This window comes from Mycobacterium haemophilum DSM 44634 (assembly GCF_000340435.2).
Lineage (GTDB): Bacteria > Actinomycetota > Actinomycetes > Mycobacteriales > Mycobacteriaceae > Mycobacterium > Mycobacterium haemophilum.
In genome coordinates this window covers 2,800,264-2,821,297 of the sequence record NZ_CP011883.2, presented here as the reverse complement: position 1 = coordinate 2,821,297, position 21,034 = coordinate 2,800,264, and the positions used below count along the sequence as shown (strand labels likewise).

The 21,034-nt window shown below is 65.6% G+C and carries 19 protein-coding genes; 11 read left to right on the top strand and 8 right to left on the bottom strand.

Going from position 1 to position 21,034, the window contains the following annotated elements; translation table 11 throughout:
• Positions 1 to 3: 3 nt before the first annotated feature.
• The gene (locus B586_RS13260) at positions 4 to 429 is read right to left on the bottom strand and encodes an MmpS family transport accessory protein (protein ID WP_047315053.1); all 426 of its coding nucleotides are present in this window, start codon (positions 427 to 429) and stop codon (positions 4 to 6) included.
• A gap of 141 nt (positions 430 to 570) precedes the next feature.
• On the opposite strand from B586_RS13260, the gene B586_RS13255 reads away from it, so the two are divergent.
• Positions 571 to 2,613, top strand: coding sequence for a cyclic nucleotide-binding domain-containing protein (locus B586_RS13255; RefSeq protein ID WP_047315054.1), 2,043 nt, complete (start codon positions 571 to 573; stop codon positions 2,611 to 2,613).
• A gap of 117 nt (positions 2,614 to 2,730) precedes the next feature.
• On the opposite strand, the gene B586_RS13250 is transcribed toward B586_RS13255, so the two are convergent.
• Positions 2,731 to 3,846 carry an acyl-CoA dehydrogenase family protein gene (locus B586_RS13250; RefSeq protein WP_047315055.1) on the bottom strand — a complete coding sequence of 372 codons (1,116 nt, stop codon included), beginning with the start codon at positions 3,844 to 3,846 and terminating at the stop codon, positions 2,731 to 2,733.
• 7 nt (positions 3,847 to 3,853) lie between these two features.
• Entirely contained in the window at positions 3,854 to 5,023 is a 1,170-nt protein-coding gene (locus B586_RS13245; protein WP_054879702.1) for an acyl-CoA dehydrogenase family protein, read from the bottom strand.
• Between the two features lie 191 nt (positions 5,024 to 5,214).
• Here B586_RS13245 and B586_RS13240 point away from each other — a divergent pair, with 191 nt between their 5' ends.
• The 3 genes from B586_RS13240 to holA all read left to right on the top strand — a co-directional run bounded on the left by B586_RS13240 (position 5,215) and on the right by holA (position 8,677).
• Positions 5,215 to 6,072 (top strand): ComEA family DNA-binding protein, encoded by an 858-nt coding sequence (locus B586_RS13240; protein ID WP_047315057.1) that lies wholly within the window; start codon positions 5,215 to 5,217, stop codon positions 6,070 to 6,072.
• A 101-nt stretch (positions 6,073 to 6,173) separates the two neighbouring features.
• On the top strand, positions 6,174 to 7,715 hold the full coding sequence (locus B586_RS13235) for a ComEC/Rec2 family competence protein (protein ID WP_082129455.1): 1,542 nt from the start codon (positions 6,174 to 6,176) through the stop codon (positions 7,713 to 7,715).
• A 14-nt stretch (positions 7,716 to 7,729) separates the two neighbouring features.
• A complete protein-coding gene (gene holA, locus B586_RS13230) occupies positions 7,730 to 8,677 on the top strand; it encodes a DNA polymerase III subunit delta (protein WP_082607746.1) in 948 nt (315 codons plus the stop codon).
• A 4-nt stretch (positions 8,678 to 8,681) separates the two neighbouring features.
• On the opposite strand, the gene rpsT is transcribed toward holA, so the two are convergent.
• Positions 8,682 to 8,945: a 30S ribosomal protein S20 gene (rpsT, locus tag B586_RS13225; protein WP_047315059.1), complete on the bottom strand. Its 264-nt coding sequence runs from the start codon at positions 8,943 to 8,945 to the stop codon at positions 8,682 to 8,684.
• Positions 8,946 to 9,075: 130 nt separating this feature from the next.
• Here rpsT and B586_RS13220 point away from each other — a divergent pair, with 130 nt between their 5' ends.
• The 4 genes from B586_RS13220 (at position 9,076) to B586_RS13205 (ending at position 13,299) form a co-directional block, all read left to right on the top strand.
• A complete protein-coding gene (locus tag B586_RS13220; RefSeq protein ID WP_047315060.1) occupies positions 9,076 to 10,755 on the top strand; it encodes a circularly permuted type 2 ATP-grasp protein in 1,680 nt (559 codons plus the stop codon).
• Positions 10,755 to 11,732 carry an alpha-E domain-containing protein gene (locus B586_RS13215; protein WP_047315061.1) on the top strand — a complete coding sequence of 326 codons (978 nt, stop codon included), beginning with the start codon at positions 10,755 to 10,757 and terminating at the stop codon, positions 11,730 to 11,732. Before B586_RS13220 ends, B586_RS13215 begins: the two co-directional genes overlap by 1 nt.
• The gene (locus tag B586_RS13210) at positions 11,732 to 12,571 is read left to right on the top strand and encodes a transglutaminase family protein (RefSeq protein ID WP_047315062.1); all 840 of its coding nucleotides are present in this window, start codon (positions 11,732 to 11,734) and stop codon (positions 12,569 to 12,571) included. The genes B586_RS13215 and B586_RS13210 overlap by 1 nt, the downstream gene beginning before the upstream one ends.
• 77 nt (positions 12,572 to 12,648) lie before the next feature.
• Positions 12,649 to 13,299 carry a hypothetical protein gene (locus B586_RS13205; RefSeq protein WP_236971286.1) on the top strand — a complete coding sequence of 217 codons (651 nt, stop codon included), beginning with the start codon at positions 12,649 to 12,651 and terminating at the stop codon, positions 13,297 to 13,299.
• Here B586_RS13205 and B586_RS13200 read toward each other — a convergent pair.
• On the bottom strand, positions 13,267 to 14,109 hold the full coding sequence (locus B586_RS13200) for a ribonuclease Z (RefSeq protein ID WP_054879704.1): 843 nt from the start codon (positions 14,107 to 14,109) through the stop codon (positions 13,267 to 13,269). The two genes, B586_RS13205 and B586_RS13200, sit on opposite strands and share 33 nt — an antisense overlap.
• A gap of 163 nt (positions 14,110 to 14,272) precedes the next feature.
• Between B586_RS13200 and B586_RS13195 the strand changes: the two genes are divergently transcribed.
• Positions 14,273 to 14,701, top strand: a complete 429-nt coding sequence (locus B586_RS13195) for a CBS domain-containing protein (protein WP_047315064.1) — start codon at positions 14,273 to 14,275, stop codon at positions 14,699 to 14,701.
• Here B586_RS13195 and B586_RS13190 read toward each other — a convergent pair.
• The gene (locus B586_RS13190; protein WP_047315065.1) at positions 14,698 to 15,300 is read right to left on the bottom strand and encodes a type II toxin-antitoxin system PemK/MazF family toxin; all 603 of its coding nucleotides are present in this window, start codon (positions 15,298 to 15,300) and stop codon (positions 14,698 to 14,700) included. The genes B586_RS13195 and B586_RS13190 overlap by 4 nt on opposite strands.
• A gap of 139 nt (positions 15,301 to 15,439) precedes the next feature.
• Here B586_RS13190 and lepA point away from each other — a divergent pair, with 139 nt between their 5' ends.
• Positions 15,440 to 17,299 (top strand): translation elongation factor 4, encoded by a 1,860-nt coding sequence (gene lepA / locus B586_RS13185; RefSeq protein WP_168162593.1) that lies wholly within the window; start codon positions 15,440 to 15,442, stop codon positions 17,297 to 17,299.
• Between the two features lie 72 nt (positions 17,300 to 17,371).
• On the opposite strand, the gene B586_RS13180 is transcribed toward lepA, so the two are convergent.
• Positions 17,372 to 19,435, bottom strand: coding sequence for a glycoside hydrolase family 15 protein (locus tag B586_RS13180; RefSeq protein WP_047315066.1), 2,064 nt, complete (start codon positions 19,433 to 19,435; stop codon positions 17,372 to 17,374).
• Between the two features lie 65 nt (positions 19,436 to 19,500).
• Complete coding sequence (locus B586_RS13175) at positions 19,501 to 20,724, bottom strand: FAD-dependent oxidoreductase (protein WP_054879705.1); 1,224 nt, start codon at positions 20,722 to 20,724, stop codon at positions 19,501 to 19,503.
• A 44-nt stretch (positions 20,725 to 20,768) separates the two neighbouring features.
• Between B586_RS13175 and B586_RS13170 the strand changes: the two genes are divergently transcribed.
• Complete coding sequence (locus B586_RS13170) at positions 20,769 to 20,972, top strand: hypothetical protein (protein WP_156406776.1); 204 nt, start codon at positions 20,769 to 20,771, stop codon at positions 20,970 to 20,972.
• Positions 20,973 to 21,034: the final 62 nt, after the last annotated feature.

The window sequence follows — 21,034 nt, the reverse complement described above, 5'->3', positions numbered from 1 at the left end:
CGCTCATGCAGCCTTATCCAAGCAGAATGTCTGGGCGTTAAAGCTGCTGCTGAACTGTTCGTCTCTAACCTGGCCATCAACCACGATGCGGCACCCGATCGTGTCGCTGTAGCCCTGGGCCACCACGGCGGCGAAGACTCCCGGCAGGGTCGTAGTCACCGTGTGCGACCAGGGCAGGGCGGTGAAATCCGCCCCCTGCGGCTGGGCGTCCTGGTCAAGGTAGCTGATGTGTCCTACGGTGCCCGCAGGGCCGAAAATCTCATATGTCACCCGCTTGACATTGATGGGCACGATCGCTTCGACCTGACCGCTCCCCGAAACAGCGTGCGACGCAAAGAGTCCATGCAACCGATAGGCGACAAAACCGCCGACCACCACCACCGCCGCGATAACCAGCGGTATCCACATCCGCGTGAGAAAACGCACCATCGCGATCCCTTGTCGGTGTGGTTGCCGGAGTGCCGTTGAGCGTAGTACTCGGCCTCGGCTTTTGTGGGGGATTGACCGACGTTGCTACGACCGTCCCGATTTATCAGGCTCGGCGTGGACCGTCGGCATATGGTGAGGTGCGTGGGCCTCGGTGCGAGTCGCGGGCTAACGCGCAACCCTCAGCTGCGCTGGCTCATGGCGGCGTGGACCGCCTTCTACATCGGGCTCTACGCGTATTTCGTCCTCGCCGTCGCGTTTACCTATTCGGCGGGCGGCGCCCGCGTTGTCGGTGCGGTGACCCTGCTGACCGTGTTGCCGGGCGGGCTGCTTGGGCCGGTGGCGGCGTCACTGGCCACCAGGCCACGGCCCCAGCTACACCTGGCGATCGGGATTGGTGCACGTGTTGCGGTGATCGTGGCAACCCTGATCGCGGTGCTGAGCGGACCGCCGGTCGGCGTCGTGCTGACGTTCGTGGCGATCGACTCGCTTGTCTCGGCCGCGGTACGGCCGCTGCACGGCGCGCTCGTCGTGCGGCTGGCCGACACCGCGGCTGAGGCGGCGGCGGCCAACGCCGCGACCAGCTCCTTGGTCAGTGCCGGCGCCCTGGTTGGGCCGGCGCTGGCGGGCCTGGCGCTAAGGCTGGTGGGCATCGGCTGGGCTTTTGCCCTGCCGGCGGCCGCCTGCGCCGTGGGGGCGGGCGCGGCGCTGCTGATTGTGATCCCGCCCGCTCATGACGGACCCGAGGCTGAGCCACAGGCCAGCGGTTCGCGGACTCGTGGCGGATCGGCGCGAGCCCACCTGAACGCGGTCGGCGCCGGGTTCCGCGCGATCCTCGCAAGCCCCCCGGCGACCGCGGCCGCCACCCTGTTAGTCGTCAACATGGCAGTGCTTGGTGCCTGGTACGTCGCGAGCGCGTCGGTCGCCCATGGGTTGAGGCTCGGGCCGGGCGGCGTCACGATAGTCATGACACTGTTCGGTGCCGGTGGCCTGGTCGGCGCGCTCGCGATGCTGTCTATCGTCGGGCGGCGCCGGCTGGCCCGAGTGCTCGCCGGGGCGATGTTGGGCTTGGCGGTCACGCTGACGGCGATCGGGGAGGTTGTCGTGCCCGCCGTCGGCCTGGCGTTAGCTGCCGGTGTGGGTGCAGCGGGTGCTGTGGCGTACGCCATCGCGCCGACGCTGGTGCAGCGTTGCGTCGCCGCCGAGGCGATGGTCCCCGCCGCGGCCAGCCTGCAAAGCCTGTACTTGGTCGGAATCGCCCTGGGCGCCCTGATCACACCGGCGCTCATCGAGTCGGTCGGGGTGCCCGCCGCGCTGGCCATCGTGGGCGCCGCGGTGGGGCTCATGACGATACTGGCCTGGTCGAAATTGCACCGCGCCGACGCACTGAGCGCCGAAGACGCCGCAAAGCTAGCCGTGATCCGGGACAGCCCGATGCTGGCCCCGCTGCCTGCACTGGCACTCGAACAGCTCGCCCGGGCCGCGACGCGATTCACGGTTCCCGCGGGCTCCGACCTCATCCGCCAGGGAGACCCAGGCGATCGGTTCTACATGATCGCCGCGGGCGTGGCCGACGTCACCGTCGATGGCCGTCGCTTGGCCACGCTGGGTCACGGTGGCTCGTTCGGCGAGATCGCTTTGCTGCGCGACATGCCGCGCTCGGCCACCGTGACAGCGCGCGAGGACCTTGACCTGGTCGCCGTGGATCGCGCCGAGTTTCTCAGCGCGATCTGGACCGCCACTGGGGCAGTGTCGCGCCTGGACGAGCTGGCCAGTGCTCGGCTGGCCACCCCGCCGGTGGAGGAGCGACTTGTGGAGTTGGACCGCGACGTCGCTCTGGGCGGGCGATCGGTTGTCGAGCTGCTGGCGCCGCAGCCGCCGTTGGCCGCGATCGATGCCGGCGCAGTGCGCAAGCTCGCCGACGCCGCGCGGGTGCTGGCCGCGCCGGATGGCGCGCTCGTCACCCGCGAAGGCGACTATGGGGACACCTACTACGTCGTCATTGACGGCGCCGTCGAAGTGCTCGAGGACGAGACCCGCGTGCGCAAGCTTCGCCCTGGCGAGGGCTTCGGTGAGCAGGCGATCCTGCGCGATGTCCCGCAACCGGCAACCGTACGCGCTGTGGGTGACACCACACTCCTGGCGGTGGATCGCGAGTTGTTCCAGCGGGCGCGGCATGCCGGGTAATGGGCCCGCGCGGCGGTGTCTTGTCGTATCTGGGTGATGGCTGTGATGGTGAAGGCTGAGTTGGTGAAAACGGTCCTTACACCACATAGGTAATACGACGTTACGAACGAAACCGCTTCAGAGCCTGGCCAAGTCGTACTGCGCAATGTGGTCAACCAGAACATGGAGGTGGTCCTGCGAGGAACCCAGGGTGTGCTCAATCGCGGTGAGCCGGGCCGCGTAATGGCCGACCGGATACTCCGCGGTCATCCCGATGCCGCCATGCAACTGAATCGCCTCCTGCGCGATATGACGCCCCGACCGGCCGATCTGCAGCTTCGCACGTGATGCGATCACCGGGTCGAGGGTGCCGTCGGCGATCGACATCGCGGCGTAGAGGTTCATACTGCGGGCCAATTCCAGCGAAATGTACATGTCCGCGGCCCGCTGGGTCAGTGACTGGAACTTATTGAGTGTGACGCCGAATTGCTTGCGGGTCTTAAGGTAATCGGTGGTCAGGCGAAGCGTTTCCTCCATCGCGCCGATGGCTTCGGCGCATAGCGCTGACTGGATACGGATGATGGCGTTGCGGATGGCGCGGGAGAAGTCTTGCACCTGAGCGGTGTCGCCGAGAGGCTCGGCGGGGGTGGAGTCGAGTTGGATCTGGGCGCCGCGCTGACCGTCGAACGTCGGATAGGAATGTCTATTTACGGCACTACCGCTGACGAGGAACAACCCGGTGCCACCGTCTGGCAACGCGGCGCTGACCACCAGTGTGTCGGCGCAGTCACCGGCCAGGACCGGGTTCTTCGTTCCGCTCAGTGTCCACGAATCACCTTGCTGCACAGCATGAGTGGTGACAGCAGCGGTCGGTCTACGGTGACCGGTTTCAAGGTGAGCGAACGCGAGTAGTTTCTGACCCGCTGCGACCTTGTCTAGCAGCTGCCGCTGTGTGTCGCTGCCAAGTTCGGCGATCAGCGCTCCGGGTGCCAGCGCGGCATGCACCACCGGTTCGGGCGCCAACCGCCGCCCGATTTCGGTGAGCACGACCATGATCTCGATCTGGCCCGCCTCACACGGGTCGAAACCCAGGCCGAGTATCCCGACATCGGCGAGCTGACTCCAGACATCACGGCTCCAGCCAAGATCGGTATCGATGACTTTGTTGCGGCTCTCCGGGTCATAGCTGCGCGACAGTAGGTCGCGGGTGGTGTCGCGGAGCAGAAGCTGCTCGTCGTTTAACTGAAAGTCCATGGCTGCCTTACAGTCCGAGAATGGTGGACGCGATGATGTTACGTTGCACTTCGTTGCTGCCGCCGTAGATCGATGTCTTGCGGTAGTTGAGGTAGCGCGGGGCGCTGGACTGCGCCCAGTCGGGGGAGGCGATATTTTGGCCGCCGTCGATCGGTAACGCATCGAGTCCGGCCACCTCGACCAGGAGCTCGGTGGCCACTTGCTGTAATTGGCTGCCGCGCAACTTGAGCACCGACGACGCCGGGTTGGGCTTACCGGCCCTGCCATCCCCGGAGTCTGAGACCACCCGCGCTTGGGTGAGTTCCAGAGCCAGCACCTCGTTTTCGGCCTCGGCGAGTCGCGCCGCGAACAGCGGATCTCTCAACAAACCGGTCTGTTTGGCATGCTTTTTCACCTCGGCGAGGCGCACCTTGGTTCGGCCCACCGCGGCGATGCCGGTGCGCTCATTACTGAGCAGGAATTTCGCGTACGTCCAGCCTTGGTTCTCTTGTCCGACAAGCTGATCCGCCGGTACTCGAACGTCGGAGAAAAACACCTCGTTGACTTCGTGGCCGCCATCGATCGTCTTGATTGGCCGCACGGTGATGCCTGGTGTGGCCATGTCAATGAGCAGAAATGAGATGCCCGCCTGGCGTTTGGGCGCGTGCGGGTCGGTGCGCACCAGGCAGAAGATCCAGTCCGCATACTGGCCCAGCGTTGTCCACGTCTTTTGTCCATTGACGACGTAGCTGTCGCCGTCGCGCACCGCGGTGGTGCGCAGCGAGGCGAGGTCGGAGCCGGCTTCAGGCTCCGAAAACCCCTGACACCACCAGATATCGATGCTGGCGGTCGGTGGCAGGAAGCGCTGTTTGAGTTCCTGGGACCCGAATTCGGCGATCACCGGGCCAACCATCTTGGTGTTGAAGTTCAGTGGCTCCGGGACACACGCCAATTGCATCTCGTCGGACCAGATCTGGTGCTGGGTCGGTGTCCAGTTCTTGCCGCCCCACTCGACCGGCCAATTCGGCACCGCGAGCCCGTGATCGTTGAGAATCTTCTGGCTGGTGACGATCTGGTCGCGGCTCAGCGCGGAGCCGCTGCGCATCAGCTCGCGGATCTCGTCGGGGATCTGCGTGGTGTAGAAGGCGCGGAGCTGGTCGCGCAACGCGGCTTCCTCGGTGGTCAGTGCCAGTTTCATGGCAGCCTCCGGTGTCCTGAAACGTGCCCGATGGAAGACAGCGGGGCGTTCGGCATTAGTCGTTCGTCCCGAACTCCATCTTGACCTATCCCGGACTGGATTTGTGCACAGCCTCGGGTCAATCCACAGGCGGGCGCCGTGGCAGCGTTGGTCGTAACCGTGATGGCAGTCACCGCGCTTACTGTCGGCGCATGCAAACAGAATTCCCTACCCAGCGACTGCATCGGCGGTTGGCGGCTGCCCCGAATACCGACGCGCCCGCTGACCCCGATGCGGCCCAGGACGCTGACGATGACCCGAACTCCTTGCTTCCCCGCTGGGTTCCCGACGCACCCAGCGGCATGGGCTGGATGGCCAGAGTCCGCGCCGATCCCGGACGTGCCGGCGCCATCGCATTGGCGGTGGTGGCCGCCCTCGCGGTGCTGATCGCCGTGTTCACCTTGGTGCGGGACCGGCCTGCACCGGTGATGTCGGCGAAGCTCCCCCCGGTAGACAAGGCTGTGTCGGCAACTCCAAGATCGTCCACAAGTCCGGGTGCCGGCCAGCCAGCCGGTGCTGATCGGCCGGTGGTGGTCAGCGTGGTCGGTCTGGTGCACACCCCCGGACTGGTCACGTTGGCGCCCGGCGCGCGGATCGCCGATGCGGTGCAGGCCGCGGGCGGTGCGGTCGACGGTGCGGACACCATCGGATTAAACATGGCCCGTCCGCTGGGCGACGGAGAACAGATCGTGGTTGGGCTGGCCCCTCTCCCCGGGCAGCCGAGGGTGCTCGGCAGCTCGGTGAGCTCGGGCTCGGCGTCGGTATCTGGGTCACCGGCGTCAGGGCCGCCATCGGGATCGGTCACGTCGAAGGCGAGTGAAGTGCTTGACCTCAACACCGCGACCGTGCAGCAGTTAGACACTCTGCCCGGGGTCGGACCGGTCACCGCCGCGGCGATCGTGGCCTGGCGGCAGGCCAACGGCAAGTTCACCAGCGTCGACCAGCTCGCCGGTGTCGATGGCATCGGTCCGGCGCGGCTGGAGAAGCTGCGTGCCTTGGTCCGTGTTTGACGCCGGTGTGCCACCTCGGCCCCGCGGAATCCGCGGTGGCGCCGGTCGATGTGCGCTTGGTTCCGGCGGCTCTCACCAGTTGGGTAGTGACCGCCGCCGGGATGCTGTGGCCGGTCGGCCGAGTGTTGGCATCGGCCTGTGTTGTGCTGACCGTCGCCTCGGGTGCGCTGCTGTGGTGTGCGGCACGTTGGCCAGACCGAGCCGCGCGGCTACGGGTTATCGGCGCTGGCCTGGTGGCGATCGGTGTGGTCGGTGCGGGGTTCGGGCTCGCGATCGCGTTGCGTGCGGACGCGGTGAGTCGGCACCCGATTACCGCAGCGTTCGGAACAGCGGCCCCAGTGACGGTCACCCCCAGCGAGAGCGCGGTGTCGGTGGGCCCAGGGGGTCAGCACCGGCTGATGTTTCGTGCGACCCTACAGCGGCTGCGCGCCGACGAGATGTCGGGCCGGGTAGTGGTTTTCGCGCAGTCATCGGACTTCGGTTCGCAAACCAGCCTCGAAACCAACACAGTGATGGTGGGCCAGCCGGTGCGGTTCACTGCGCGTATCACCCGCCCGGCCCGCCATGATCTGACGGTGGCGGTCCTCAACGCGACGGGCCCGCCGACCCGGGGCCGGGCCGGTGCGGTGCAGCGGGTGGCTCACGCCGTGCGCAGTCGGTTCGCCGCCGTTGTTCGCGAGGTGTTGCCCGCCGGGCAGGCCGCGATGTTGCCCGCGCTGGTTCTCGGCGATACCTCGGCGGTCACCACCGAGACCGGCCGCGAGTTCCGCGCGGCCGGCATGACGCACCTGACGGCGGTATCGGGGGCGAACGTCACGATCGTGTGCGCGGCGGTGCTGTTCTCGGCCCGGCTGATTGGTCCGCGCGTGGCCGTAGTGCTCGCGGCAGCGGCACTGGTGGCCTTCGTGATCGTCGTACAGCCCACAGCCAGCGTGCTGCGGGCGGCCGTGATGGGCGCCATCGCGTTGTCCGGGATGCTGTCTTCGCGTCGGCGACAAGCGATTCCCGCGCTGTCTGCCGCCGTGCTGGTGTTGCTGGCAGCTGCTCCTCACCTGGCCGTCGACGTGGGGTTCGCGCTGTCCGTGCTGGCCACGGCCGCACTGGTCGTCCTTGCGCCAGTCTGGTCACGGCGCATGGTCGGGCGAGGGTGCCCTCAGCCGCTGGCCGACGCCCTGGCCGTCGCGTGGGCCGCGCACGTGGTCACCGCTCCACTGGTCGCTGGTATCTCGGGCCGGTTCAGTCTGGTCGCCGCTGCCGCCAATCTCGCGGTGGCGGCCGTGATAGCACCGATTACCGTCCTGGGCACCGCGGCGGCTGTGGTGTGCGGCCTGTGGCCGGCCGGTGCGCAGCTGTTGATCCGTTTCACCGGGCCCGAATTGTGGTGGGTGTTGAGTGTGGCCCACTGGGCGGCCTGGGTGCCCGTGGCAACCGTGCCCGTTCCGGCGGGTGCGCCCGGCGTGCTGGTGGTCGGCGGTGCCACCGTGCTGGTGGTGGTCCTGTGGCGGTGGCGGTGGGCTCGGATGGTGATGAGTTCAGTCCTGGTGGTCGCGGTCGTGTGCGTGCTTGCCTGGTCGTTGTCAGGGCTCCTGGTCGGCGGGCTCACAGCGGGCTCGTCGGCCCGTCGTGCCACCATCATGGGGTGAGTAAGGTTTCGTCGCTGCACCTGGTCCTAGGAGACGAGGAACTGCTGGTTGAGCGGGCCGTGGGGGAGGTGTTGCGGTCGGCGCGGCAGCGGGCAGGCACCCAGGACGTCCCCGTGAACCGAATGCGGGCCGGTGACGTCGGCACCTATGAGCTCGCCGAGCTGCTGAGCCCGTCACTGTTCGCCGACGAGCGGATCGTCGTGCTGGAGGCCGCCGCCGAAGCGGGCAAGGAGGCGGCCGCGTTGATCCTGTCGGCTGCCGCTGACATCCCGCAAGGCACGGTGCTGGTGGTGGTGCATTCGGGCGGCGGTCGAGCCAAAACGCTCGCCAACGAGCTGCAGTCGCTGGGCGCTGCGGTGCATCCCTGCGCGCGGATCACCAAGGTCAGCGAGCGTACTGACTTCGTCCGCAAAGAATTTCGTTCACTGCGGGTCAAGGTCGACGAGGAGACGGTGACCGCCCTGCTCGACGCTGTTGGTTCCGACGTGCGCGAACTCGCCTCGGCCTGTTCGCAATTGGTTGCCGACACCGCCGGTGACGTGGACGCCGACGCGGTGCGGCGCTATCACAGCGGCAAGGCGGAAGTGAAGGGCTTTGACATCGCCGATAAGGCGGTGGCCGGCGATGTCGGCGGAGCAGCGGAGGCGCTGCGGTGGGCGATGATGCGCGGCGAACTACTGGTGGTGCTGGCTGATGCGCTGGCCGAAGCAGTGCACACTATCGGCCGGGTCGGGCCGCTATCCGGCGACCCCTACCGCCTCGCGTCGCAGTTGGGGATGCCGCCGTGGCGGGTGCAGAAGGCCCAGAAGCAGGCTCGGCGTTGGTCGCGTGACACGGTGGCAACCGCGATGAAACTGGTGGCTGCGCTCAACGCCGACGTCAAAGGGGCCGTCGCTGACGCCGACTACGCTCTGGAATCCGCGGTCAGGAAAGTGGCTGAGCTGGTGGCCGACCGGAACTGACGGGTCAGCCGAGCTTGTTGAGGGTCCGGGCCAGCGCCGACTTCTTGTTGGCCGCCTGGTTTTTATGGATCACACCCTTGCTGGCAGCCTTGTCCAGCTTGCGGCTGGTCGACACCAGCAGCTCCGCGGCCTTCTCCTTCTCGCCGGTGTGGGCCGCCTCGCGGAACGCGCGGACAGCGGTACGAAGCGCAGACTTCACCGACTTGTTGCGCAATCTGGCGCGCTCGTTGGTGCGGTTGCGCTTCTGCTGCGACTTGATGTTGGCCACGCGTTAAGTTCCTTTGTCGATTAGGCTCGGGTGCCCTGCTACCCGACGGCGACTGACCAGGTTATCAGTCGGCTACGCTTTCTCCCAAAAGCACAACCCCGTGCTGCTGACACAGCGAATTTGAGGCAGCATGTCTGAGGTGAGTCTTCCCAACCAGCTCCAGGAGACTGGACCACGGTCGCGGTCTCGTCGCCGGTCCGCTGCCCGGCCGGAGCGCATTTTTGGTGGGTACAACACCTCGGACAGCTATTCGCTGGCCTTCGACGAGATGTTCGATGGTCAGGGCAATGTTCGTGGCCCGTACAAGGGCATCTACGCCGAGCTGGCGCCGTCGGACGTATCCGAGCTGAAGGCTCGCGCCGAAGCGTTGGCTCGCGCATTCATCGACCAGGGCATCACGTTTTCGCTGTCGGGTCAGGAGCGGCCTTTTCCGCTGGACTTGGTGCCGCGGGTGATCTCGGCCTCCGAGTGGAGCCGGTTGGAACGGGGTATCATCCAGCGCGTCAAGGCCCTTGAGATGTACCTCGACGACATCTATGGCGATCAGGAAATCCTGCGTGACGGCGTCATCCCGCGCCGCTTGATTACCTCTTGCGAGCACTTTCATCGCCAGGCGGTCGGCATTGTCCCGCCCAACGGCGTGCGCATCCACGTCGCGGGCATCGACCTGATCCGTGATGACCGCGGCAACTTCCGGGTGCTCGAGGACAATCTTCGCTCCCCGTCCGGGGTGTCGTATGTCATGGAGAACCGGCGCACCATGGCGCGGGTCTTCCCGAATCTTTTCGCCACCCATCGGGTGCGAGCGGTCGACGACTACGCCTCGCGCCTGCTGAGGGCGCTGCGTAACTCCGCTGCCACCAATGAGGCCGACCCGACGGTGGTGGTGTTGACGCCGGGGGTGCACAACTCGGCGTACTTCGAGCACTCGCTGCTGGCCCGCCAGATGGGTGTCGAGTTAGTCGAAGGCCGTGATCTGTTCTGCCGCGACAACCAGGTGTACATGCGTACCACCGAGGGGGAGCGCCAGGTCGATGTCATCTACCGGCGTATCGATGACGCCTTCCTGGACCCGCTGCAGTTCCGGGCCGACTCGGTCCTGGGGGTGGCCGGGTTGGTTAACGCGGCGCGCGCGGGCAACGTCGTCATCTCGAGTGCGATCGGCAACGGTGTCGGCGACGACAAGCTCGTATACACCTACGTGCCAACCATGATCGAGTACTACCTCCGAGAAAAGCCGTTGCTGGCGAACGTCGATACGTTGCGCTGCTGGCTGGATGATGAACGCGAAGAGGTGCTCGACCGGATCCACGAATTAGTTCTCAAGCCGGTCGAGGGGTCCGGCGGTTACGGAATCGTTTTTGGTCCCGATGCTTCCGAGAAAGAGCTCGCCGCGGCCAGTAAAAAGATTCGTGACGATCCCCGAAGCTGGATCGCGCAACCGGTGATGGAACTCTCGACTGTGCCGACCCAGATCGAAAGTACGCTGGCGCCTCGCTATGTCGACCTGCGGCCGTTCGCCGTCAACGACGGCAACGACGTATGGGTGCTGCCGGGTGGGCTTACCCGTGTTGCGCTGGTTGAAGGTTCGCGGGTGGTCAACTCCAGTCAGGGCGGTGGATCCAAGGACACCTGGGTGCTGGCGCCGCGTGCGTCGGATGGCGCGCGTGAGTTGGGCGCCGCCGAAATCGTGCGTTCGTTGCCGCCGTCCCCGAATCGATTGCCCGACCCAGTGCCCGACGAATCGCCGCGACCAAAGCAACAGCCGCAGCAAGCTCAGCAACCGCAACAGCAGATAACGGTGCCCTGATGCTGGCCCGCAACGCCGAGGCGCTCTATTGGATCGGTCGTTACGTTGAACGCGCCGACGACACCGCGCGCATTCTCGACGTCGCGGTGCACCACTTGCTGGAGGATTCCAGCGTGGATCCCGACCACGCCTCGAGGACGCTGCTGCGGGTGCTGGGCATTGAGCCCCCCGACCACGAGTTGGACGTCTGGTCGCTGACCGACCTGGTGGCGTTCAGCACCAATGCCCGAGGCGGCTCTTCGATCGTCGACGCGATCTCGGCGGCGCGGGAAAACGCAAAATCGGCGCGGGAAGTGACATCCAGCGAGACCTGGGAGTGTCTCAACACCACCTACCATGCCCTCGCTGAACGCGAACGCGCCGCCAAACGTCTTGGGCCACACGAATTTCTGTCGTTCATCGAAGGTCGGGCGGCGATGTTCGCTGGCCTGGCCGATTCGACGCTCTCGCGTGACGACGGATACCGCTTCATGCTGCTGGGTCGCGCGATCGAGCGAGTCGATATGACGGTGCGGCTGCTGCTGTCGAGGGTGGGGGACAGCGCGTCGTCGCCGGCGTGGGTGACGCTGTTGCGCTCAGCGGGCGCCCATGACACTTATCTGCGCACCTACCGCGGTGTGCTGGATGCCGCCCGGGTGGTCGAGTTCATGCTGCTCGACCGGTTGTTTCCCCGCTCGGTGTTCTATTCGCTGAAGCTGGCCGAACACAACCTCGACGAGCTGTTGCACAATCCACAGAGCCGAGTTGGGGCCACCGCGGAAGCGCAGCGGTTACTCGGGCAGGCCCGCAGCGAACTGGAATTCGTGCAACCCGGCGTCCTGCTGGAGACACTGGACAGCCGCTTGGCTAGCCTGCAGACCACTTGCCGTGATGTCGGAGAGGCTTTGGCGTTGCAGTACTTTCACGTCGCGCCGTGGGTGGCGTGGTCCGATGCCGGCCACCGGGGCCGATTGGTCGGCAAGCAGGGAGAAGCCTGATGTGGCGGATGCGGGTGGTGCACAGCACCGGATACGCTTACGAATCGCCGGCGACCGCCTCCTTCAACGAAGCCCGGCTGACGCCGCGATCCAACACCCGGCAAACCGTCATCCTCAACCGTGTCGAAACCATTCCGGCCACCCGGTCCTACCGCTACATCGACTATTGGGGTACCGCGGTGACGGCGTTCGACCTGCACGCGCCGCACACCGAGCTGACGGTGACGTCCTCGTCAGTTGTCGAGACCGAACGCCCTGAGCCACCGGCGGGCCAGATCACCTGGACCGACCTGCAGTCGATGGCCGTGATAGACCGATTTGACGAAGTTCTGCGGCCCACCGCATACACCCCGGTAAACAATCGGGTAGCGGCCGTGGGTAAGCGGATCGCCAAGAATCACGAACCCGCCGAAGCCGTCGTCGCCGCAGCTCGGTGGGCGCGCAGTGAGCTGGACTACGTTCCGGGCGCCACCGGTGTGCATTCGTCCGGGTTGGATGCCCTGTACCATGGCAGGGGCGTCTGCCAGGACTTCGCGCACCTGACGTTGATTGTGTTGCGCAGCATGGGAATTCCCGGGCGTTATGTGTCAGGGTATCTGCATCCCAAACGCGACGCGGTCGTCGGAAAGACGGTTGACGGACGCAGTCACGCCTGGATTCAGGCCTGGACGGGCGGGTGGTGGAATTACGATCCCACCAATGGCGCTGAAATCACTGAGCAATACGTCAGTGTGGGTGTCGGGCGCGACTACGCCGACGTGGCCCCGCTGAAGGGGATCTACTCTGGGCTGGGGGCAACCGACCTCGACGTGGTCGTGGAGGTCACTCGGCTGGCCTAGCGGTCCGGGGTTCTACCGTTCGGTGAATGAACGATTCGTCGGCGCAAAGAACTAACAGTGCAGGCACAACCACGGCGATGCGGGGTCGGTTGATGCCCGGTCTGGGACTGGCCTGCATGGGGTTGCTGTTCGGTGGACTTGCCGTCGGGGTCGCGCTGGGTGGCGTGATCCCGTTGCCCTACGGGCCGATAGCCAGCGTTGCGATGTACGTGCGCGCCGAACCGATCGCGGTGCAGGTGATCGCCATTGGCACGTTTGCGTCCTCGGTGCCGCTGGCGCTCTACGCGGCGATAGCCAGTGCCCGGTTGCGTCAGCTGGGCGCGACGTCGTCCGCCGCGGCGATCGCGCTGACCGGCGGTATTTTGGCGGCCGGCGCGTTAGGTCTGACCGGATTGTTGGCGTGGCCGCTGTCGCGACCGGAGGTCAGCGCGGACACCGCGCTGGTTCGGGCGATCTCGTTGCTGGTATTTCTGGTCGGCAGCCCAGGACACCTGGTGGCGTTGGGTCTGCTGGTCGCCAGTATGGCGGCGCCCAGCCTGATACGAGGTCTCCTGTCCAGGCCGTTGGCGTGGACCGGCCTGGCGATCGCCGCGCTCGCCGCAGCAACAATACTGGTGTTGGTCTGGCCGACGCTGGGTGTGATACTGCCGGTCGCACGCGTCTCGGCGCTGGTCTGGCTGGTAGCGGCCGGTGCGCTATGGCCGCGCGCCGACCTCGACTCGGTGTAGGTCATCGCCAAGCTCGATGTGCCCGCTGAACTCGGACGCGGCCAGCGCCCGCCACTGTTCCTCTTGCCCCGGCACCAGAGCCGGCACATAGTGCGTCATGACCAGGATGCCTACGCCCGCGCGCGCCGCGGTTGCTGCCGCCTGCTCGACCGACGAGTGGTAGTCGCAGATGTCTTTGATCCGCTGTTGCGGAACATGCGTGACGATGTCCTTGCGAATTACGGTGTGCACCAATGCGCCGGCCCCGGCGGCTAGCTCGTCCAGGCTGGCGCAGGGAACCGTGTCTCCGGCCAGCACCACTGAGGTCGGTCCGGATTCGATCCGGAATCCGATAGTCGGCGTCACCGGCCGGTGATCCGTGGGGGCCACCCGGATCGACACGCCGTCGCGGTCCCACGCCAAGCCTTCGGTGTATTCGTGCACCTCGACCGGTGGCGGCGCAGTCAGGTCAGCGTGGTGGGCGATCCGGTAGCTGATGTCGTGATTGAACGCCGTCAGCGTCGCCGCCACCGTCTCGGCGGTGCCCGGCGGTCCGATGATCGGCAGCGGTGGGGGATCGGGCGTGAAGGTGGTGACCCAACGCGTGATGAGCAGGTCGCCCAGGTCGCCGATGTGGTCGCTGTGCAGATGAGTGAGCAGCAGCGCCGACAACCCGCTAGCGCCCACGCCGACAGCCGCCGCGCGCTGCAACACGCCACGCCCGCAATCCACCAGGAACAACTGTCCGCCAGCCCGCACCAGCGTCGAGGGTCCGGCGCGGTTGGGGTCAGGAATGGGGCTTCCGGTGCCGAGCAGTGTGATCTCGATCATGGTCCCATCCTTGCAAGCCGGACGAGCGCGCAGCAGCGCAATCCCTCATTCGGCCCCTCATTCGGTCGGTATTAGTGGGTGTGTTCTTCTGTTTGCTTTCCCGTTGACGGAGTTAGCCGTAGCCTGGTGTGAAGCAGATCACAACCTTCGGCTGGAGGCCTCGATGCGGATCGCGGACGTCTTGCGGAACAAGGGTGCGGCGGTGGTGACGATCAATCCCGATGCGACCGTCCGGGAACTGCTCGCCGGACTCGCCGAGCAGAACATTGGCGCCATGGTGGTGGTCGGCGCCGAAGGCGTGGTCGGCATCGTGTCGGAGCGTGACGTCGTACGCCAGCTCCACACGTACGGCGCCAGCGTGCTGTCTCGCCCAATCTCCAAGATCATGACCACCGTGGTCGCCAGCTGCAGAAAATCCGACACGGTCGACAGCATCAGCGTGCTGATGACCAACAACCGGGTCCGCCATGTGCCAGTGCTCGACGGAAAAAAGCTGATCGGCATCGTCAGCATCGGTGACGTGGTGAAGACGCGAATGGAAGAACTCGAGGCCGAGCAGCAGCAGCTGCAGTCCTACATCACCCAGGGTTAACGCCAGGAATAGTCGGCACGCAGCCGGGCGGCTATGACATCGAAGATCTCCCGGTCCAGGACCACGCCCTCGCGGCGAATACTTTCCTCCGGCACGTCGAGCACCCGGTCCAGCCGGACCCAGCTCTCCCTGCCTTCGTAATCCCAACTGCCAGAGCCGATGCCCACCCAGTCTCGGTCGGCGCCATGGCGTTCTTGGCTGGACACCATCAGCCCCAGTAGAACGCTATGGTCGCGGCCCACGACGAGGACCGGTCTGTCTTGGCCGCGGGTCGGATCGGCGTCATAGACCACCCAGGTCCACACGATCTCCCCGGGATCAGCCCGGCCGTCGAGGTCAGGGGAGTAGACCAGCTTGCGGGCTCGCTGCGCGGTGGGGAAGCTAGCGCTTGTCACCGGCCGGCCCGCGGTGATCGCGACAGATGATGTCGGCGCAGCCGCGGCTATCACATTCACGGTGACCTTCACCGCTTGCTGGAGTTCCCGCAGCACGGCTTGCGAATTTTGCATGTGACGGGCCAGATTCGGAGCCCGGTTTAATACCATCTTCTCGGCGAGCCGTTGCAATGTCTTCCACTGCGACTTCCGGGCCGACGCCATACTCGCAGCATAGACGTGAAAGGCCCGGCGGGATTGCCTCCCAGTGTGTCTCGGCCACCCCGCATGGATACGCTGGACGCACCGGCGAACCGCCGCCCAACGCACACTCAAGCATCCCCTCGTAACCGCAGCCCAGGAGATTCCCATCAGCAGTTTCGCCGACAAGACCTTCACCGCGCCGGCGCAGATTCGGAACTTCTGCATCATCGCTCACATCGACCATGGCAAGTCCACGCTGGCGGACCGGATGCTTCAGCTCACCGGCGTCGTCGATGAGCGGTCGATGCGTGCCCAGTACCTGGACCGGATGGACATCGAACGCGAGCGTGGGATCACGATTAAGGCGCAGAACGTCCGGCTGCCGTGGAGTGTCACAGCGGGCGGGGCGACGGAGAACTATGTACTACACCTGATCGACACCCCCGGCCACGTTGACTTCAGCTACGAGGTATCGCGAGCGTTGGAAGCCTGTGAGGGTGCGGTGCTGTTGGTCGATGCCGCCCAGGGCATCGAAGCTCAGACCCTGGCCAATCTCTACCTCGCGCTGGATCGTGACCTGACGATTATTCCGGTGCTCAACAAGATCGACCTGCCGGCCGCCGATCCGGACCGCTATGCCGCTGAGATCGCCCACATCATTGGTTGCGAGCCAGGCGATGTGCTGCGGGTGTCCGGCAAAACCGGCGAGGGGGTCGCTGAACTTCTTGACGAGGTGGTCCGGCGGGTGCCGCCTCCGCAAGGCGACGCCGATGCGCCCACCCGCGCGATGATCTTCGACTCCGTCTACGACATCTACCGCGGCGTGGTGACCTACGTCCGCGTGGTCGACGGCAAGATCAGCCCGCGTGAGCGCATCGTGATGATGTCCACCGGCGCGACGCACGAACTGCTCGAGGTCGGCATCGTCTCGCCCGAACCGAAGGCCAGCGAGGGCCTGGGCGTCGGGGAGGTGGGCTACCTAATTACTGGGGTCAAGGACGTCCGCCAGTCCAAGGTCGGCGACACCGTGACGACCGCGCGCCACGGTGCCACCGAAGCGTTAACGGGCTACCGCGAACCTAAACCGATGGTGTATTCGGGGCTGTATCCGGTCGACGGTTCGGATTACCCGAATCTGCGCGACGCCCTAGACAAGTTGCAGCTCAACGACGCGGCGCTGACCTACGAGCCGGAAACGTCGGTGGCGTTGGGCTTCGGGTACCGGTGCGGCTTCCTTGGCTTGCTGCACATGGAAATCACCCGGGAACGCTTAGAGCGCGAGTTCGACCTGGATCTGATCTCCACCTCGCCCAATGTCGTGTACCGCGTCGTAAAAGAGGACGACGCCGAAATGCAGGTGACCAACCCGTCGGACTGGCCGGAGGGCAAAATCCGAACGGTGTACGAGCCGGTGGTGAAGACCACCATCATTGCGCCCAGCGAGTTCATCGGAACGATCATGGAGCTGTGCCAGTCGCGCCGTGGCGAATTGGGTGGCATGGACTATCTGTCGCCCGAGCGAGTTGAGCTGCGCTACACCATGCCGCTCGGGGAAATCATCTTCGACTTCTTCGACTCGCTGAAGTCACGCACTCGAGGTTACGCCAGCCTCGACTACGAGGAGGCCGGTGAGCAGGAGGCGCAGCTGGTCAAGGTCGACATCCTGCTGCAAGGCGAAGCCGTCGACGCCTTCAGTGCGATCGTGCACAAGGATTCAGCCTTCGCCTACGGCAACAAGATGACCACCAAGCTCAAGGAACTGATCCCGCGCCAGCAGTTCGAGGTGCCGGTGCAGGCCGCTATCGGATCGAAAATCATTGCACGCGAAAACATTCGGGCGATCCGTAAGGACGTGCTGTCGAAGTGTTATGGCGGCGACATCACCCGCAAACGCAAACTTCTGGAAAAGCAGAAGGAAGGCAAGAAACGGATGAAGACCATCGGGCGGGTCGAGGTGCCGCAGGAAGCGTTCGTCGCCGCGTTGTCCACCGACGCCGCGGGGGACAAGGGCAAGAGGTAGGCGCCGACGCGAGATTGCCATTAGGGCTGTGCTCGAGGCCGGTATCACGACCCTGGTCGCCATCTCGGTGTCCTACACCGGCGCGTTGGCGGGCAGGAACATCCCCGAGCTGTCAGCTTCCTCCTCGGCGCGGATCACGTGGACCACCGCGTTGATCAACGCCAGATGGGTGAACGCCTGCGGGAAGTTGCCCAGGTGCCGCCCGGTGCGCGGCTCGATTTCCTCGGCGTAGAGGTGCAGCGGGCTCGCGTAGGCCAACAGCCGCTCGCACAGCCGCTTGGCGCGGGCCACCTCACCGATCTCGACCAGTGCCGACACCAACCAGAACGAGCAGATGGTGAACGTGCCTTCTTCGCCGGATAACCCGTCGTCGGTCTCGGACACCCGGTATCGCAGCACCAGACCCTCTTCGGTGAGTTCGTTGGCGACAGCCAGCACGGTGTTGCGCACGCGCGGGTCGTCCGGCGGCAGGAATCGGGTCAGCACCACCAGCAACAGCGAAGCATCCAACGCGTCGCTGCCATACCGCTGGGTGAACACACCGCGGGAGTCCACCCCATGCTCGAGAATGTCGGCCTTGATCTCCTCAGCGATGGCCCGCCACTGCTGGGCGTAGCTCTTCTCCCCCTGCCGTTCGGCCAGCTTGGACCCGCGGTCCAGCGCCACCCAGCACATCACCTTCGACGACGTGAAGTGCTGCGGCTCCCCGCGGACCTCCCAGATTCCGCGGTCGGGCTCACGCCAGTGCGCGATCGCCTCCTCCACCTGTCTTTTCAATACCGGCCACAACGTCTCCGGGATTTGCTCGCGCGACTTGGCGTGCAGGTAGAACGAGTCCAGAATCGAGCCCCAGATATCGTGCTGGACTTGGTCGTAGGCGCTGTTACCGATCCGCACCGGCCGCGCGTGGTCGTAGCCGGACAGATGGTGCAACTCGTCTTCAACCAGGCTGCGTTCACCACCCACCCCGTACATCACCTGCAGCGGATGACGCTGGTCGCTGTTGGCGCCGGACACATCGGCGATGAACGCGAAAAAGTCGTCGGCTTCGCGGTCCAGCCCCAGGGTGTACAGGCCCCACAACGCGAACGTCGAGTCCCGCACCCAGGCGTACCGGTAGTCCCAGTTGCGTTCACCCCGCGGCGTTTCCGGAAGCGATGTGGTGCTGGCCGCCAGCAGCGCGCCGGTGGGGGAATACGTCAGCCCCTTGAGCGTCAGCGCGCTGCGTTGCAGGTATGCCCGCCACGGGTGGTCGGGGAAGTTGCCGATATTAATCCACTGCCGCCAGCACTCGGTGGTCTGCCACATCTTGTCGGCGGCCTCTTCGTAGGTCTGCGGCGCCGGGTGTTTGGTCCAGCTCAGCGCGACGAACACGTCGTCGCCCTCTTTCATCCGGGTGCGGGCCCGGGCCTCACGGCCCTCCAACCCGATCCGCAGATTGGTGGTGAGTCGCAGCGTCGGGTGGGCGTCTGGTTGTTTGCTGGCGCGTGCGATGGCTTCGCCGTAGGCATTGGTCGAATACTCCCACGCGACGCCGATGCGGTGGTAGTCGAACGCCGGCTCGCAGCTCATCATCAGCTCCACGGTGCCGCTCACGCAGCGCACCGTGCGCAGCAGGATGTGCTCGGCGTCCCAGTCCATCGGGGTGCGGCGATGCGTTCGTGATCGGCGCTCGATGTCGTGCCACGGCCCCATCACCAGCGCGTCTCGCACGATCAGCCATCCGGTGTGTGTCTGCCACGTGGTTTCCATGATCAGGCTGCCGGGCAAGTAACGGCGCGCCGACGGCACCGAGACGCCGTAGGGGCCCAACCGGAAATGTCCGGCGCTGCGGTCCAGGATTGCGCCGAACACACTCGGGGAATCAGGCCGGGGCAGACATAACCACTCCACCGAACCGGCCGGCGAGATCAGGCACGTCGTTTCCCAGTCGGACAGAAATGCGTAGTCGGCGATCGGCGGAAACGGGTTGCGCAGCGCGCCGCCGGAGGCAAATGGCGCCGGCAAGCTGAAATCGACGGGCGCGGATATGGTCGCGTCACCGGCGGTGGTTTCGGCTGCGGCAAACGCTCGAGCCGCAGCGGCCTCGTCGTCGGCCTCGGCGGGTTGGTCGGCGGGTTCGGCGTGCAGGACCATCCCGACATCATCATCTGTCGACCTGCCCGGCGTCCATTGTTTGCGGTGGCTGACCGTGTCGGGGTTTACCCGGCGCGCCTGGCGTACTTCGGCGCGTGCTCGGAGAGCGGTCCTATCGCCACCAGGTAACCGACCATTCGCCGCAGTGTCGGTGACTCGCTTACCAGCCGCACGCCTCGCGGCGGTTGTCGATCGGCGCCGGCCACCGCGACCGCGACCACGTTCGTGTGGATCATCCGTTGCGCCGCCTGCAGAATCGCCGTTGGTATCCAGCGGCGCATCTGCACCCGGGCCAGCTGCCCGGTGGTTACCCGCCCGGCACGCAGCGGATCTGCCAGCATCCGTGCCGCGGCGACGGCGTCGGCTACCGCCAGGTTGATTCCCACACCGCCGACCGGCGACATCGCGTGCGCCGCGTCGCCGATGCACAGCACACCGTCGGAATACCATCGCCGGAGCCGATTAAGTTGTACGTCAAGCAGTTTTACGTCGTCGAATGAACTCAATCTGTCGACGCGGTCAGCCAGCCAGGGCACCATGCTCAGTATCACGTGGTGCAACGCCTCGATGCCCTGCGACCGCATCTCGGAGTCGGTTCCCTTCGGAATGATGTAGGCGATCTGGTAGTAGTCGCCGCGGTCGATCATGATGGTCCCATGTCCGGCGTTGAACATGCCGGCAAGTCCCCCCGGGTCGTTCGGGTAGCGAGGCAACCGGAACCACCAGATGTCCATCGGCGCGCCGAAGCCATCCGGTGTCATGCCAACCGCTGAGCGCACGGTCGAGGTTCGGCCGTCGCAGGCCACCGTCAGCTCGGCGCGCATCTGGTTGGTTCCAGCCGCGTCACGGTAGGTGACGCCGACGATGCGGTTGCCCTCGCGAACCACTCCGGTCACCTCGGTGCTGCGCATCAACCGAAAGCTGGGTTCCGCTTCGGCAGCGGTGGCCAGTAACTCGAGGAAGTCCCACTGTGGCACTAGGGCGATGTGCTGATGCGAGGCGGGAAGATGGCTCAGATCGAGATCGACGGGTTGGCCTTGCAGCTGCATCCGGATGGTGTCGATGCGGCGCTGCGGAATGCGGGCGAACTGCGTCCCCAAACCGAGTTCGTCAAGCAGCCGCAAGGTACTCGCGTGCACGGTGTCCCCACGGAAGTCACGCAGAAAGTCGGCGTGCTTTTCCATCACCGTGACTTTGACGCCGGCGCGGGCCAAGAGCAGGCCAAGCATCATGCCCGCCGGTCCGCCGCCGGCAATGAGACACGTCGTTTTGTTCTGTGTGGGAGACATCCGCCGATCTTGACACATTGGTTTCGGATGTCAGGGCGAATAGTGTGAGCCCAGTGAACGGGTTCCTGAATTGGTGGGACAGCATCGAGCTGTGGCTGTCAGGGCTCGCCTTCGTGCTGCAGGCGGTGTTGGTGATGCCGGTTGTCCTCGCACTGGCCTACGGCACCGCGGTAGCGCTGGACGCCGCGCTCGGCAAGGGCATCCAGTTGATGCGTCGGGCCCGCCACGCTGGCTCGGCCCGCGGGTAACCCGGATGCCTCGGTCACATGTGACGTTGGTGCTGGTCACCCTCGTGGTGCTGGTGATAGTG

Coding starts and splice junctions, on each gene's coding strand:
- B586_RS13260 (WP_047315053.1), bottom strand. CDS start 429: ATGGTGCGTTTTCTCACGCGGATGTGGATACCGCTGGTTATCGCGGCG.
- B586_RS13250 (WP_047315055.1), bottom strand. CDS start 3,846: ATGGACTTTCAGTTAAACGACGAGCAGCTTCTGCTCCGCGACACCACC.
- B586_RS13245 (WP_054879702.1), bottom strand. CDS start 5,023: ATGAAACTGGCACTGACCACCGAGGAAGCCGCGTTGCGCGACCAGCTC.
- B586_RS13240 (WP_047315057.1), top strand. CDS start 5,215: ATGCAAACAGAATTCCCTACCCAGCGACTGCATCGGCGGTTGGCGGCT.
- B586_RS13235 (WP_082129455.1), top strand. CDS start 6,174: ATGCTGTGGCCGGTCGGCCGAGTGTTGGCATCGGCCTGTGTTGTGCTG.
- B586_RS13220 (WP_047315060.1), top strand. CDS start 9,076: ATGTCTGAGGTGAGTCTTCCCAACCAGCTCCAGGAGACTGGACCACGG.
- B586_RS13215 (WP_047315061.1), top strand. CDS start 10,755: ATGCTGGCCCGCAACGCCGAGGCGCTCTATTGGATCGGTCGTTACGTT.
- B586_RS13210 (WP_047315062.1), top strand. CDS start 11,732: ATGTGGCGGATGCGGGTGGTGCACAGCACCGGATACGCTTACGAATCG.
- B586_RS13205 (WP_236971286.1), top strand. CDS start 12,649: ATGCGGGGTCGGTTGATGCCCGGTCTGGGACTGGCCTGCATGGGGTTG.
- B586_RS13200 (WP_054879704.1), bottom strand. CDS start 14,109: ATGATCGAGATCACACTGCTCGGCACCGGAAGCCCCATTCCTGACCCC.
- B586_RS13195 (WP_047315064.1), top strand. CDS start 14,273: ATGCGGATCGCGGACGTCTTGCGGAACAAGGGTGCGGCGGTGGTGACG.
- B586_RS13190 (WP_047315065.1), bottom strand. CDS start 15,300: ATGGCGTCGGCCCGGAAGTCGCAGTGGAAGACATTGCAACGGCTCGCC.
- B586_RS13180 (WP_047315066.1), bottom strand. CDS start 19,435: ATGGTCCTGCACGCCGAACCCGCCGACCAACCCGCCGAGGCCGACGAC.
- B586_RS13175 (WP_054879705.1), bottom strand. CDS start 20,724: ATGTCTCCCACACAGAACAAAACGACGTGTCTCATTGCCGGCGGCGGA.